Annotated in this window: 15 protein-coding genes; 5 read left to right on the top strand and 10 right to left on the bottom strand. The window is 33.8% G+C overall.

Annotated elements, in window-relative coordinates; translation table 11 throughout:
• Positions 1 to 60: 60 nt before the first annotated feature.
• The 3 genes from Q1A60_RS17040 to Q1A60_RS17030 all read left to right on the top strand — a co-directional run bounded on the left by Q1A60_RS17040 (position 61) and on the right by Q1A60_RS17030 (position 1,609).
• Positions 61 to 552 (top strand): hypothetical protein, encoded by a 492-nt coding sequence (locus Q1A60_RS17040; RefSeq protein WP_299767553.1) that lies wholly within the window; start codon positions 61 to 63, stop codon positions 550 to 552.
• Positions 549 to 932 (top strand): hypothetical protein, encoded by a 384-nt coding sequence (locus Q1A60_RS17035; RefSeq protein WP_299767554.1) that lies wholly within the window; start codon positions 549 to 551, stop codon positions 930 to 932. The genes Q1A60_RS17040 and Q1A60_RS17035 overlap by 4 nt, the downstream gene beginning before the upstream one ends.
• 65 nt (positions 933 to 997) lie before the next feature.
• Entirely contained in the window at positions 998 to 1,609 is a 612-nt protein-coding gene (locus Q1A60_RS17030) for a hypothetical protein (protein ID WP_299767555.1), read from the top strand.
• Between the two features lie 61 nt (positions 1,610 to 1,670).
• On the opposite strand, the gene Q1A60_RS17025 is transcribed toward Q1A60_RS17030, so the two are convergent.
• Both Q1A60_RS17025 and Q1A60_RS17020 read right to left on the bottom strand, forming a co-directional pair.
• A complete protein-coding gene (locus tag Q1A60_RS17025) occupies positions 1,671 to 3,086 on the bottom strand; it encodes a M20/M25/M40 family metallo-hydrolase (protein WP_299767556.1) in 1,416 nt (471 codons plus the stop codon).
• Between the two features lie 7 nt (positions 3,087 to 3,093).
• Complete coding sequence (locus Q1A60_RS17020) at positions 3,094 to 3,966, bottom strand: PPK2 family polyphosphate kinase (RefSeq protein WP_299767557.1); 873 nt, start codon at positions 3,964 to 3,966, stop codon at positions 3,094 to 3,096.
• Between the two features lie 127 nt (positions 3,967 to 4,093).
• Between Q1A60_RS17020 and Q1A60_RS17015 the strand changes: the two genes are divergently transcribed.
• Positions 4,094 to 4,942: a T9SS type A sorting domain-containing protein gene (locus Q1A60_RS17015; protein WP_299767558.1), complete on the top strand. Its 849-nt coding sequence runs from the start codon at positions 4,094 to 4,096 to the stop codon at positions 4,940 to 4,942.
• Between the two features lie 135 nt (positions 4,943 to 5,077).
• Here the strand turns inward: Q1A60_RS17015 and Q1A60_RS17010 are convergent, their stop codons facing one another.
• The 6 genes from Q1A60_RS17010 to Q1A60_RS16985 form a co-directional block, all read right to left on the bottom strand.
• Positions 5,078 to 6,241 carry a sigma-54 dependent transcriptional regulator gene (locus tag Q1A60_RS17010; RefSeq protein ID WP_299767559.1) on the bottom strand — a complete coding sequence of 388 codons (1,164 nt, stop codon included), beginning with the start codon at positions 6,239 to 6,241 and terminating at the stop codon, positions 5,078 to 5,080.
• Between the two features lie 37 nt (positions 6,242 to 6,278).
• Complete coding sequence (locus tag Q1A60_RS17005; RefSeq protein ID WP_299767560.1) at positions 6,279 to 7,175, bottom strand: mechanosensitive ion channel domain-containing protein; 897 nt, start codon at positions 7,173 to 7,175, stop codon at positions 6,279 to 6,281.
• Between the two features lies 1 nt (position 7,176).
• Positions 7,177 to 8,475: an ABC transporter permease gene (locus Q1A60_RS17000; RefSeq protein WP_299767561.1), complete on the bottom strand. Its 1,299-nt coding sequence runs from the start codon at positions 8,473 to 8,475 to the stop codon at positions 7,177 to 7,179.
• Complete coding sequence (locus Q1A60_RS16995; protein ID WP_299767562.1) at positions 8,472 to 9,407, bottom strand: ATP-binding cassette domain-containing protein; 936 nt, start codon at positions 9,405 to 9,407, stop codon at positions 8,472 to 8,474. Before Q1A60_RS16995 ends, Q1A60_RS17000 begins: the two co-directional genes overlap by 4 nt.
• A 565-nt stretch (positions 9,408 to 9,972) precedes the next feature.
• Entirely contained in the window at positions 9,973 to 11,097 is a 1,125-nt protein-coding gene (gene dnaJ, locus Q1A60_RS16990) for a molecular chaperone DnaJ (RefSeq protein ID WP_299767563.1), read from the bottom strand.
• A gap of 95 nt (positions 11,098 to 11,192) precedes the next feature.
• Positions 11,193 to 11,741: a nucleotide exchange factor GrpE gene (locus Q1A60_RS16985; RefSeq protein WP_299767564.1), complete on the bottom strand. Its 549-nt coding sequence runs from the start codon at positions 11,739 to 11,741 to the stop codon at positions 11,193 to 11,195.
• A 178-nt stretch (positions 11,742 to 11,919) separates the two neighbouring features.
• On the opposite strand from Q1A60_RS16985, the gene Q1A60_RS16980 reads away from it, so the two are divergent.
• Positions 11,920 to 12,591 carry a YceI family protein gene (locus Q1A60_RS16980; RefSeq protein WP_299767565.1) on the top strand — a complete coding sequence of 224 codons (672 nt, stop codon included), beginning with the start codon at positions 11,920 to 11,922 and terminating at the stop codon, positions 12,589 to 12,591.
• A 59-nt stretch (positions 12,592 to 12,650) separates the two neighbouring features.
• Here Q1A60_RS16980 and Q1A60_RS16975 read toward each other — a convergent pair whose 3' ends face one another.
• Both Q1A60_RS16975 and Q1A60_RS16970 read right to left on the bottom strand, forming a co-directional pair.
• Positions 12,651 to 13,568: a TIGR01777 family oxidoreductase gene (locus tag Q1A60_RS16975; protein WP_299767566.1), complete on the bottom strand. Its 918-nt coding sequence runs from the start codon at positions 13,566 to 13,568 to the stop codon at positions 12,651 to 12,653.
• A gap of 113 nt (positions 13,569 to 13,681) precedes the next feature.
• The gene (locus tag Q1A60_RS16970; protein WP_299767567.1) at positions 13,682 to 15,319 is read right to left on the bottom strand and encodes a carboxypeptidase-like regulatory domain-containing protein; all 1,638 of its coding nucleotides are present in this window, start codon (positions 15,317 to 15,319) and stop codon (positions 13,682 to 13,684) included.
• Positions 15,320 to 15,393: the final 74 nt, after the last annotated feature.

Here is a 15,393-nt window from a genome sequence, read left to right as displayed (position 1 = left end):
TTATACGCGATCTTCTTATGAACTTATTAATTATTTTTAAAAATATAGTACCTTTCCATTATGCTAACAATACAACTACATAAACGCCAGCATAAACCTACCATTCTTAAGTGTATTCGAGCAAATAAAAGTGAGACTTGGTCTAAGTTACACCCTAATACAGAATATCACGATCTAGCACATATCGCAGTAGAAAAAGGATTAGGATTCAAAAATGCTTTTTATGGATTAGTCTCAAAAGGTGTAAATATCTCAGATTTTGAATTACCCGAATCTCAAAAACCTGATGCATTAAGAGGTCCTAACCTCCCAAAAGAATCTCTAATTACAGAACACTTGGTCAATCTACTTACCATTGAACAATTTAATGCTGAAAAACCTATTAACATTATAGAAGAAATACAAACTATATTGAAAGAAAATAAGCTTCCATATCCAGATAATTTAACAGCAGACACACTCAATACTATACGAACCGAATATGCACATCTTATTTCTGAATGGAATAATATACAAGATGGAGCGTACTTAGAAAACACATTAAACTTATGATAACCGATCCAAAAGAAATAGACCACGTATTACGTACTATAATCAAAGAGCATATAGGGCCACTACAAATTAGAAAAGACGAAGCAACTGTATTGGAAGCTGCAGGAACCATTCCTACCATGCAAGGAAAACAAAAGGTTGATGGTTTTTATTTTGCCAGTGTCATGCCAAAACCAAAAGATGTGCGTTTATACTTTTTCCCTATTTACACAGACGCAGACTTCTTTAAAGACATAGACCCTACATTACGTAAATGTTTAAAAGGTAAAAGTTGTTTTCATATTAAAAAAATAGATGATGATTTAAAAGCTCATATCACAAAAATGATTGCACTCGGTATTAAGACATATCAAGAAAAAGAGCTCCTAATTACATCATAACCATAAAAGTATTACGTGATTTCATCGTGGTTTCATCGTTCTTGATCGAATAGTTTTAAAAAAAAATGGTTCTTGAGATGAAAGGGGCTCATTTTAAACTACTCATACTATTATTATTACCATTTTTTTCTAATGCTCAAGTAGGTGTAGGAACCTTAACTCCAAATGGAATGTTGACCATTGATGGTAGTTCAGGAACAACGGCTGCATTAGAATTAATTGCACAACCCACTCCTACTACAAATCTCGCTAACGGACAACTTGCTGTAATAGGTAACACCTTATATATGTATGATGGTTCTCGTAGTAAATGGCTCAGTATTGAAAGCACAGCGATACAATATGCACGTGACGGAAACTCTGACGATAACCAACTTCTTTATGGCGGTGATTTAACGAGCGGCGTTTCTGGCTCTTTAATGCCTTTAGATGGAACTATTGTGGCTATTGCTGCTATGGGAAGTGCAGGAGATGACACCGATATTAACATACGTGCCAGAGATGCTACAAATACAAATTCTATAAATGAAACAATTACTCTTTCAAGCCTTCGATATATAGATAACGCTGTTAATCTTGATTTTAATGCTGGAGACTTTATTACTGCGAGAGCACGAGATGCCTCTACATCTACAACAAACCTCTCTCTTGTTATCTGGGTAAAATGGAGACAATAAAAAACATACAACATAAAAAAGGGAACCAAATGGGTTCCCTTTTTTATGTTATGATTTCAACTTAGTCCTTAATAGGCAGTGTCATTAATTTACCTGGTTTCTGAATGTAATTATCCATCATATAAATGAGACCTGTCATGGTTGCTGCACCTAATTCTAATTCTCTTTTATTTACTGCATCAAAGGTGTCATTGGCTGCATGATGGTGATCGAAGTAACGTTGAGAATCTGGTCGCAACCCTGCTAATACCGTTCCATCTCCTTTAAGAGGCCCTATATCTGCGCCGCTTCCTCCTCGCACAAAATAATGTATAAAGTAGGGTTCAAACAACGGTTTCCAACTTAAGATCTCATCAAAATTTCTATCATCAGTATCAAAAGAAAAACCTCTTGGTGTAAATCCGCCAGCATCACTTTCTAATGCAAAAACATGTTTTTCTCTTTTATTTTTGGCTACCTCTGCATATTTACGACCACCTCTTAATCCATTTTCTTCATTCATAAAAAGCACAACACGTATACTATGTCTTGGTTTATAATTAATCGCCTTCATGATACGTAATACTTCCATACTCTGTACCACTCCTGCTCCATCATCGTGTGAACCATCTCCAAGATCCCAAGAATCTAAATGTCCCCCTACAACCATATATCTATTTGGAAATTCGCTTCCTGTGATTTCTCCTATGACATTATACGACTGTACATCTTGTAAATTCTTACAAGACATTGAAAAGAAGAACTTTGTTTTTGGATTTAATTTAAGGAGTGTACTTAATAATTCTGCTCCATTGGTACTTATAGCTGCTGCAGGTATACGTTGCGCAGGTTTCAAATCTCCATAAGACATCGATCCTGTGTGAGGATAATCATCAAGGCTATGCGTTACAGATCGCACTATAACACCTACAGCTCCGTACGCTGCTGCTGCTTCCGCACCACCATAACGCTGATCTACACAACCCCCATAAGCTTTAAATGTATCTATAACATCTGCCTGCATAGGCCTATTAAAAAACACAATTTTACCACCTATATTGGCAGCACCTAAACGTTCAATTTCTTCTATACTTTGCACTTCTATTACAGGTGCTTTTACACCTCCATTAGGTGTAGCAACAGAACCTCCTAGCGCACAAATTGGAACTTGTGTAGTCTTACCTAGATCTGTTTCGATAAAAGCATATTCAGGCACTCCCCTTACCCACTTAGGCACCATCACTGGCTGTAGCCAAACTTTATCTAAACCTATACTATCTAATTGCTCTTTTGTCCAATTAACAGCTTGTTCCGCCCCCAAACTACCACTGAGACGAGAACCTATTTGATTAGACAAATAACTCAGCCATTCATAGCTATTCCCATTATTTAAGGCCTCATCATATATTTTTCTAATTTGGATGGAATCATTTTGCGCTTTCGCGAAAGCGGAAACACAACATATTAAAATTAGAAATACAAGTCTTTTTATCATCATGTTATATTTATTCATTATTTAATTGGGCCTTATACAATGCTATATTTGCTTTTGTTTTTGCATCAAGTTCTGGCTCTTTAATATCATCATAAGCACTCAATGTTTCTAATAAAATACTAGCTACAGCAAGTCTTGCTGCAGGTTTATTATCTGCTGGGATTACATACCAAGGCGCATGCGGCATTGATGTACGATTAATAGCGTCTTCATAACAACGTTGATAGTCGTCCCATAGCTTACGTTCTTTCAAATCACCTGCAGAAAATTTCCAATTCTTCTCTTTTTTATCTAAACGACGTAGCAATCTATTTTTTTGCTCTTCTTTAGATAAATGCAAGAAGAATTTATAAATAAGCGTACCATTTTCGGCAAGATGTTTCTCAAAAGCATTAATTTGTTCAAATCGCTTATCCCAAAAAGCATCGTTTATATCTTCTACAGAATGTACATTTGGTAAGTTTTCTCCTAAAATATATTCCGGATGTACTCTAGTTACTAATACATTTTCATAATGTGTCCTATTAAACACTCCAAATTTACCGCGTTGTGGTAAAGCGATATAATGTCTCCATAAATAATCATGTCCTAGCTCTAAATCTGTAGGCACTTTAAAGCTATGAACTTCTATACCTCTAACATTAAAATCTTTAAACACCTCTCGGATTAAACTATCTTTTCCAGAAGTATCCATCCCCTGTAAACAAACAAGGACACTATATTTATCATGAGCATATAATGTGTCTTGAAGCTTCCCTAATTTTTTACGAACCTTACGAAGTTTTTTTTCTAATTCTTCATCAGGAAGTTCAGAAATTTTAATTCCTTCAAAGTCTTTTAAGTTAATTTTTTGATTAACCTTATATTGATTTAATTTCTCCATAAAATTCGCAATTAATGACAAAAAACTATTTATTATGCAATATAGTACTGTTAAAGCATATTATATAGCAAATAACATAGCATTTTATTTAATATATTAGCATATTATAATCATAACAATAAACAATATGAAAAAAATTACTCTTTTTATTTTAATTTTTATTGTAGGTATTGCAGTAAATGCTCAAACTACAATTTCTCAAAACACGGATGATGTTGTTACAGGTACGAACTCTGTAGGATGTCCAGGTGGTGATAATGATTGGGCTAGACTTTTTATTTTATCTGACTTTTTCATTGACACATCTGTAGATTTTACTTTAAATTCAGGGGCATTTGGTGTTCAAACTACTGACGCAACTGGAACTTCAGCTACGGTTACTATTTTTGGAGCTACTGCTGATTTCCCTGCAACTTTTGATGACACTAATATTCTTGGAACACAAGATGTTGCTATAGCTGAAACTGATGCAGAAGTTATTATCAACTTTGATTTTGATACTCCAATAGTAGTTCCTGCTGGTACTGAAGCAATTGTTTATGCAATTACTACTCCTTTAGGTAATAACTTTTTCGTTGGAGGAACTGCAGATGAAACAGCTGAAGGTTTTTTAAGATCTGCACAATGTGGTGTTGCTAATTATACATTACCAACTGATATCGGATTCCCAGATGCGCATTTTTATATGACATTAACTTCTGATGATGCTACATTAGGAGTAGAGGATGATATCTTAAGTGATAACATTTCTGTATTCCCAAATCCTACAAATGGAGATTTAAACATCAACTTTGCTAGAAACTTTGGAACTACTACTGTTGACATCATCAACGTAAACGGTCAAAAAGTATTAAATGCTTCTGTAGATGGATTTGGAAACAATACAATCGCTACTAGCAAATTAGCGAATGGTATCTATTTTGCTCAAATTTCTAATGAAACAGCAACTACTACCATTAAATTTATCAAAAATTAAAACTAAGTTTTAGTTTTTCATACACAACTCAACAAACTAAAAAACGCCGAAATCATAATGATTTCGGCATTTTTATGCTAAATAAGTAAACTACCTCGAAGTATTAAACTTTTCGATGGTGCTAATACATCAGCTTTATTTACTTGCAAATAACTTTACATCGGCTTCAGAAACTTCGACGCCACTTAAAATAATAAGTCGCTCTACTACATTACGAAGTTCTCTAATATTTCCAGTCCAGTCATAATCTTGTAGTAATTTTATGGCTTTATCTGAAAACTTCTTTTCTGCTGTTCCTTGCTCTCCAGATATTTTCTTTGCAAAATGGTTTATCAATAATGGAATATCTTCTCTACGATCATTTAAAGCAGGTACTTGTATAAGAATCACAGCAAGTCTATGATATAAATCTTCTCTAAATCTTCCTTCTTCAATTTCTTTTTTAAGATTCTTATTCGTAGCGGCAACTACACGCACATTGACTTTAATATCCTTATCGCTTCCTACACGTTGCACTCGACTTTCTTGAAGCGCTCTTAACACTTTTGCTTGAGCAGAAAGGCTCATATCGCCTATTTCATCTAGAAATATAGTTCCTCCATTTGCAGCTTCAAACTTCCCAGCTCTATCCTTATTTGCTGAGGTAAATGCTCCTTTGACATGACCAAAAAGTTCACTCTCTATTAATTCAGAAGGTATTGCAGCACAATTCACTTCTATTAATGGGCCATTAGATCGTTCACTTTTTTCATGTAACCAATGCGCTACAAGCTCTTTACCAGTCCCATTAGGTCCAGTTACTAATACACGAGCATCAGTAGCAGCCACCTTTTCTATCATTTCTTTTATTTGAGAGATAGCATCACTATTACCTATCATCTCATACTTTTTACTCACCTTCTTTTTCAGTAATTTATTCTCAACGACAAGATTTTTCTTATCTAATGCATTTCGAACTGTATTAAGTAACCTATTTAAATCTGGTGGTTTTGAAATATAATCAAAAGCCCCTAGACGCATTGTATTTACAGCTGTATCCAAATCTCCGTGTCCAGAAATCATTACCATAGGAACTTCTGGTTTCAACTTTTTTGCTGCTTCAAGTACTTCGACCCCATCCATTTTGGGCATTTTTATATCACAAAGTACAAGGTCGTAATCTTTCTCCTTAATTTTATTAATTCCCTCTAGACCATCTTCGGCCTCTTCTACTTCATAGTCTTTACTCTCTTCAGAAAGAATTTTTGTGAGTACTCTGCGTATTGCAGCTTCATCTTCTATTATTAATATTTTAGACATATATGATCTCTTTTATTTTCTAGGTGGGAATCAAATACTATTCCTTTTTATTGTATACGTGTATTTCTCGTTGCGGGAAAGGTATCGAAATATTATGTTCTTTAAATAATGCATCTATCTTAAATCGCAAGTCACTTTTAATACGAGGATCTGCAAAACTATTGCTTGTAAAAAAATACACGCCAAATTGTAATGCTGAATCTCCAAAATCTTCAAATAACACAAATGGCTTAGGAGCCTTAAGTATTCCTTCTTGCCCTTCAAGACTTTTTATAAGCAATTCAGAAACTAGTGTTGTATCACTTCCATAGGCAACACCTATAGAAACGTGTTCTCGCGTTGTTTTATGATTTTGAGTCCAGTTATATACTTTCTCTGTTAGGAATTTATGGTTAGGAATCACAATTACTTTATCATCTCTTGTCAATGCCCTAGTCGTTCTTAGTTTAATATCAAATACACGACCTATTTTCCCATCATCAAATTCTATAATATCTCCTATATGTAATGTTTGATCCAGAATAATAAAAATACCCGAAAGCACATCTTGAAATAGTGTTTGCAAGGCAAATCCTAATCCTACAAATAGTGCCGCAGATGCTGTCAAAAACACAGTCACATCTACACCTGAAGCACTTAATACAGCAATAACAACAAGGATATAGATAAGATACCTTAAAAAGGTAAAGATGCTATTAAATTTATTACGGTCATCTTCCGGTAATTTCTTAGATACTAGCTTACGCGAAAGTATAAGAAGACGATTGACAATAATAAATGATATGATGATAAGTAAAAAAGTTCCTATAGTAATATGAATTTTTTCTTTTCCAGAACCAAAGTGAAGCCCCCAATTAAGGAACTCCTTGATACTCCCCCAAACATCTTGGGTGATCACATCTTTTACTTTATCTACTGTATCTTCTTGAAGCATATTAATATTTCAGCCATTTAAAGAGTTCTTTATACGTAGGCTTTTTGCCATACATTAAGATACCAACTCTATATATTTTTGATCCAAACCATACCGTGAAAACAAACGAAGCTATGAGTAATGTTACAGATAATGCTATTTGCCATCCTGGTACACCAAAAGGAATACGCATCAACATCACTATAGGGGATGTAAGCGGTATAATAGAAAATATTGTTGCTACCGTCCCGTGAGGATTATCAATCACTGCAAAAAAGCCAACATAAATAGCGAGCATTAATGGCATAATAATAGGCAACATAAATTGTTGGGTATCTGTTTCGTTATCTACGGCAGCACCAATAGCAGCATAAATAGAACTGTATAAAAAATACCCTCCGATAAAATATACTAAAAACCCAAATACTAATTGTACCAATGGAAGCCTTTTTGCTTCCTCTAGTATTTGAATTACAAGATTTTGATCTTTAAGGATTTCTTGCACTTCAGCATTTGTCATGTTTTCTGTTACATTAGGATCAATACCGAGTACTAATTGCAATACAATAAGCAGTATACCACCTAGTAAAACCCATATAGAAAATTGCGTAATTCCTGCCATTGTAGTTCCCAGTATTTTACCTAGCATTAACTGAAAAGGTTTTACAGAAGAGATAATAACCTCTATAATACGATTGGTCTTCTCTTCTATCACGCTACGCATCACCATATTACCATAGATAATAATAAACATCATCAGTAAATATCCTGCAGCGCCTCCAAATCCAGCTTTGACCCAATTACTCAGTTTTGATGATTTTTCTCCCGAATAGTTTTCTATACCTAGGCTAACATCATTTTTTACATTTTCAATCATTTGCGGATCAACTCCTTTACTAGCAAGTATCTGGTTCGTGAGTTTGTTTTCTATTTTTCTCTCTATACTCTCAACAAGTCCAAGAGGAGGCGTTTCTTCTCCATAAAACTTAACACCAGAAGCTAGGTTTTCTGTATTTTCAGGAATATAAATAAGTCCAAAATATTCTTCTCCTTCAGCAACCTCTTTTGCCGTTTCTAATCCTTGAGAAGATAGATTTATATATGTAGTTTGATCTGTTGTAGTAAATGTTGTTTCAAACAGGCCTGACTCATCTACAAAAGCGATAACACGTTTTGTATCACTATTTAATTGTGTAAGATATCCAATTAAAAAAACCATCCCCACTAAAATAAGCGGACTCAAAAATGTCATAATCAAAAATGACTTATTACGAACCCTTGCCTTATATTCTCTTTTTATAATTAATGACAATACACTCATAAACTTTCATTTACTGTTTGGATAAAAATATCATTTACACTAGGAATCACTTCTGTAAAGTGAGTTACTTGCCCATAAGACTGTAATTGTTTCAGCAAGTCATTTGAGTTTCCTTGATCTCCAAGTTGAATTCGTAATTTTAGTTCATCGCCTAGTGATTTAAATTCTGCCGGAGTTACTTTAAATGTAGATTGTAATGCTGTTTCCGCTTTCGCGAAAGCGGACGCCTCCATCTCCACGCCAATATCAAATGTATTGTTTCTATATTGACGTTTTATCGTATTAATCTCCCCGTCTAAAATTTTATTGGATTTATGAATCAACGCAATGTGATCACATAATTCTTCTACAGACTCCATACGATGTGTTGAAAATATAACCGTAGCCCCTTCATCTCTCAATTGAAGAATCTCATCTTTAATAAGATTTGCATTGATAGGATCAAAACCACTAAAAGGTTCATCAAAGATGAGTAATTTAGGATTGTGCATCACCGTAACTACAAATTGTATTTTTTGTGCTTGTCCTTTAGATAACTCTTGAATTTTCTTATTCCACCAGGCACCAATTTCTAATTTCTCAAACCAGTGTTTTGCTCTTTTTTTAGCTTCTGCTTTATCAAGTCCTTTCAATTGTGCTAGATATAAAACTTGCTCTCCTACTTTCATAGATTTATAGAGACCACGTTCTTCTGGCATATATCCTATATCACTAATATGATGTTGTTGCAATGGCTCGCCATCTAAAGTAACTGAGCCCGTATCTGGCATGGTAATTTGATTAATGATACGTATGAGCGTCGTCTTTCCTGCTCCATTAGGCCCTAGAAGCCCAAAAATACTCCCTTGAGGTACCGCTATAGACACTCCGTTAAGTGCAGTAAAGTTCCCAAATTGTTTAGAAACTGTATCTGCAACAAGTAATGAATTCATAGTTGATCTTTAGTAGGCTAAAGATAGGAATAAGATAGGAGAGGATGTATGTACTTTACTGTTTTTTATACCTGAGTTAATTACTACAATTACCGTCTATGAAGTCTTGTAGTGTTGGGTTAAAAATTTCTCTAGATCTTAGCTTCAAGATAAAACATACTATTAAAATTTTCAAGAACAGGAATACGAATAGTTCTTAATATAGGTACGCTCAATCTTTTTAATACTTTAAATTGACAAATCTTTGATGACACCTACTGTAGCTATTATGAAGATATATTATACTTAGCAATCTATCTATTTCTATAAAATCAATAAATAGATGCTAACTATAGTTACTCCCGATCAATACTTACGCTACATATTATCTAAAGAAATACTTTAAAGCACTCAAAAACAATAGTCTATAAATACAAAACCCACCCTTGACGAATGTCTAGGATGGGAAAAAAATTGCTATGAAAAAGAAAAATAACGTTAAATAGTGTTTAACGTTATTCAAATATAAGTTTTTTTTATAAACCTATAATGAAAACCTTTAGAAAAATTGACAATTTAACACGGACTATGAAAACATATCCTTCACTTTTTCAAAGAAAGATTTGTCTTCTTTCTCTGGATTAGGTGTGAAATTCTCATCTTTAGCCATTTTCTCAAAGAACTGCTTTTGTTCTTTTGTAAGTGTTTTAGGTGTCCATACATTTACATGTACGAGTAAATCACCTTTACCATATCCATTTATAGATGGAATTCCTTTACCTCTAAGGCGTAATATTTTCCCGCTTTGAACACCAGATTCTACTTTAATACGCACTTTCCCAGTAACTGTTTCTATCTCTTTAGAGCTTCCTAAAACAGCCTCGCTAATACTGATATACATATCATAATGTAAGTTATCACCTTCGCGTTGTAAATTTTCATGAGGAAGTTCTTCTATGGCTACTAGTAAATCTCCTGAGATACCATTACCTGGTGCATCATTCCCTCTTCCTTGCACTTTAAGTTGCATACCATCTACAACACCTGCAGGTATTTTTATACTTACTGTTTCTTCTTCTACTTTTAATCCTTGGGCATCTGCGCCATCAGGACGTTTATCAATACTTTGGCCAGCTCCTCCACATGTGGAACAAGGTGCTGAGGTTTGCATACGACCTAATATTGTGTTTTGCACACGTGTTACTTGTCCAGATCCTTTACAGGTCTCACAGGTTTTATAAGTAACTCCTGGTGCTTGTTTCTTTCGTTTTACTTTGATCTTCTTTTCAACACCTTGCGCTATCTCTTCTAATGTAAGTTTCACACGAATGCGTAAGTTACTTCCTTTAGCACGTCGCTGTCCGCCACCTCCAAAACCACCAAAGCCGCCAAAACCGCCGCCTCCGCCAAAAGCGCCGCCAAAGATATCACCGAATTGGCTAAAGATATCATCCATATTCATTCCGCCGCCTCCGCCGAAGCCGCCGCCTTCAAATGCTTTATGTCCATATTGGTCATAACGAGCTCGTTTTTGCTCATCACTCAATATCTCATAAGCCTCTGCTGCTTTTTTGAAATTCTCCTCAGCAGTTGCATCACCTGGATTTTTATCAGGGTGAAATTCAATCGCTTTTTTACGATATGCTTTTTTAATTTCTGCTTGAGAAGCACCTTTTGAAATGCCTAATATGTCGTAAAAATCTTCTTTCATATATACTACCCAGCCTCCCTGAGTATTTTATTAGTAAAATCTTCTATTGCTCTTTTTGAAGAAGCAACATTAGATTTTGAATTGGTTTTCAAAAATTACTTTCCTGTCACTACTTTAGGGAAACGTATAATCTTATCTCCTAAAGTATATCCTTTCTCTATGACATCTACAATTTTACCTACCATTTTTTTACTAGGAGCAGGTATTTGTGTAATAGCCTCATGGAGTTCTGCATCAAAAGTATCTCCAGCTTTCACCTTTGTTTCTTCAAGTCCTTTAGACTTTAGAGTTTCTTTTAGCTTATTACTAATAAGCCCTACTCCTTTTGCAAGTTCTTTATCTTTTGCTTTTTCGATCTCTGTAAGTGCACGATCAAAATCGTCTATTACAGGAAGTAATGATTGTATCACTTCTTGACCAGCCGTCTTAAACAATTCTAAACGTTCTTTTGTAGTACGACGCTTATAGTTTTCAAACTCTGCAAAAAGTCTAAGGAATTTATCTTTTTCTGCTTCAAGATCATTCTTTAATTGATCTACTTCATTTAACTCTTCTGTTGCTTCTGTTTCTGTTGCAACATCATCTTGTAAGGTAGCATCTACCTGAGTATCTTCTATTTCTTGTGTGTTATCTTTTTTTGCCATAATTGGTGACTACTTCAATTTTACATGGAGGTGGCAAAAGTACTGCCATTTCTGGAAAAAATGTCAAAATGTCACAGTATAATTTTAGTAGTTGCAATACTATTTTAATATAAATTTAAAATACGTAGTTTATGTTATTATGTACCTTCGTACCCTTTTAACATCAAAACAATATATAATGAACAGATTGATTGTAAATACAATTGCCATCACAGCTATTTTGGTAAGTACCGTTGCTTGTAAAGGTGATCTAAAAAATGAAACCGATGCAACCACTGCAAAAGAAGCAGCTACTCCAGAAGCACAAGCAATTACCTATACTGTAGATGCTAATGCTTCTACAATTACTTGGAAAGGGTCTAAACCCGCAGGAACGCATGAAGGAACAATTAACGTACAGTCTGGATCTATGCAAGTAGCAGCAGATAATACCATTACAGGATCTTTTGTAATCGATATGAATAGTATCACTGTTACCGATCTTGAAGGAGATGGCAAAGCTAGTCTTGAAGCGCATTTAAAAGGAGCTGCTGAAGGGAAAGAAGATCACTTTTTTAATGTAGCTAAATATCCAACGGCTTCTTTTGAAATCACAGGAGTTTCTGACAAAGCAGGTGCAAAAATGATGCAAGGAAACCTTACGATAAAAGGAAAGACTAAAAATATAGAATTCCCTGTAGCATATACTGTAGGAGGAGACACGATGACATTAGGTAGTAAAACCTTTACAATAGATCGTACACAATGGGGTATTGAGTTTATGTCTAAAAGTGTCTTTGACGATCTTAAGGATAAATTTATCAGTGATGATATGGAAATTACAATTTCAATTAAAGCAACGAAAGCGTAAGCAGAAAATCACCACTACAACTATCAGATAGCCATTTCGTCACGAAGTGGCTTTTCTTTTTACAAGATGCTTTCGATGGCTTGTTCTACAGTAACATATGTAAATACAAACCCAGTTTCTTGAATTTTTTCGGCAGAAACGAGTTGACTTTCTAAAGCAATAGTCGCCATTTCTCCAAGCAGTAATGTCAACATCTTCTTAGGAACATTGGGCAAGAAAAGTGGTTTCTTTATAGTATGTGCTACTACTTTTGTTAGCTTTTCATTTGTCACAGGATTTGGTGCCACCCCATTATATATTCCTGTAAGTTTTTCTTGTAGCACGTGTACATACATACGTGCCATATCTTCGATATGAATCCATGATTGCCAATGTTGTCCGTCCCCAATAGGTGCTCCTGCAAAAAAGCGTATAGGCTTTACTATTTTAGGTAAAGCACCTTGTGTTTTATCTAAGATAATACCCGTACGAATCAAGCTCGTTCCTATATCTAATTTTTGAAACGCTATGATAGCTTCCTCCCACTCTTTTACAACTTCTCCTAAAAACCCTGAAGCATAGCTGGGATATTTTTCATTATATAGTTTGGTGGGTGAAGAAGGATAGCATCCTATAGCACTGGCAGATATGATATGTTTTACAGTAGATATGTTTCCGCTTTCGCGAAAGCGTACCAAGGCATTATATAATAATTGCGCACTTTTAATACGACTATCCTTAATAATCTCTTTGTTTTTAGGTGTCCACTTTTGAGCAATAGAAGCGCCTGCTAAATGAATGATAGCATCTACTCCCTCCAAAGAAGCAACATCTAATTCATCTTGAGAAGGATTCCAATAAAACCCTTTATAATCAGGTTCAGAAACGATTTTTTTTTGAGACGTTGTTAAGTAGTGTACCGAGATACCTTGTGCACGACATAATCGAGTCACTTCTTTCCCTACAAGCCCTGTAGCTCCTGTAATAAGTACTTTCATAGCACTACAAAGATACGTAGGGCATCTAAAAAAATACGGGTATTTATAGGAATCTTAACAGCTTACTCTTTTCCGTCTACATAGGCTTACAGGTATGCATATTTATCTTGAATCTATCTTGACTTTTCTTTAATTTTTCTTAAAGGTGTATTAATCCAATAACGGGATACATTATCTAAAGTATTAATTTTAGATTTAGTTAGGTTTTTTGATTTTTCAACGAATTCAAGATCATCAGGAATTTCTTTGTCTACAAATACTTCTTGAATAAAAAATTCCCTAAATTGATATACATCAAAAACATCTACTTGATTGATATCTCTACCATAAACATCTTTTAAATTATATATCTCATATTTTAAATGATTTTTTATATTCCTATTACTTAATTTCAATAGGTCCGTATTTTTTAAATTAATTTTAATCAAATTAGGTTTTAAAATCTCAACATCTTTTATTTCTAAAGAGATATTTCTATACTTCACTAAATAATTCTTTACATTATTTACTTCAACATATCTAGGCGTTATTTTTCTTATGGAAGAAACCCCATTTAACTTATCGGACCTACTATCTACCAATAAAGAAGCAGGTACATCTGAACTAAACTCCACAAAAAAAGCATTATCGATTTTATCATAAAGAAAATCTTTCACAAAAAAGCCTTCTTCAGTATCTAGTCTAAAAGAATTATTAAAAGAAATATAATTCAAATACATTTTGTCTCTAATTCGGCTATATTGTAATTTTAAAGAATAAAAAGGTTTAAATTTTTCGTTCGATATGGCTTTTGAATTTGATGCATATTGAATACTTTCAAAGTTTGTGGATATAGCGGATTGAAAGCTTTCATATTCTATTTTATGAATTGCAAAATTAGTGGTCTCGATAAATATTTTTCCTGAAATCTTATATCGTTTTCTTTTTGCATCGACAAGAGCCGTAAAGGCTATTTCATAAATAGAAAGTTCATTAAGTAAAGTTTTACCTATTAATCTAAAGTCATGATTCTTTATAAAATCATTTTCAAAAACATCAATAAAAGAGAATGAAAATTCATTGTAATTTCTTATCGGATCATGTAGGTTTAGTATAGACAATTCATTACCTCCTAGTGGTGTAACTCTTGCCCCTTCTATATATTTTAACCTATCAATTATGTATTTAGAATCTCTATTATCATATGGCTTTTCTAGAAGTTTGTTTCTTTTAAAATTTTCATTTAATGCATACTTGTATAGTACAGATTGATTTAATGAGTCTCCAATTTTATCTGTTTGAATACCCCCATCAAAAACCTCGACAATACCTTCATTAAGATTTACATATTCATCATCTAACAACTTATAATCTCTATAATAACCTATATAAGCATGAGGAATACTTGGAAGGTTTCTAGGTATATTTGCAATAGCTTTTTTAACGATTTGTCTAGCAGATAATCTCTTTTTCTTTTTAAATTTCAAATTAACAACTCCAAGGGATTCTGTTTGAACAGAAATAGCAATCGTATTTACAACCCCATCTTTCAAGCTGGCTAATGCAATCTCTCTCTTTTGATACCCTATAGAAGTTATAATAATACTTCCTTTTTTTTCTTTGTATACATAAGGTAACCTAAAATATCCCTCTTCATCTGCAATAACCCCTAACTTCGTGTTTTTAATTTGTACTGTTGCAAATGATATAGGCTTTAAGGTATTTATTTCTAAAACTTGACCTATAATTTCTTTTTCATTTTGAGAAAACAATGAAAAAGAAATAGAAAATAATAATAGTATAAAGCTGTAGTACTGTTTCATAAATTAGTTTTAAGTATCACTAA

It is taken from the genome of uncultured Dokdonia sp., assembly GCF_947492535.1.
In the GTDB taxonomy this organism is placed as follows: Bacteria; Bacteroidota; Bacteroidia; order Flavobacteriales; family Flavobacteriaceae; genus Dokdonia.
This window is presented reverse-complemented; position numbering and strand designations above follow the sequence as displayed.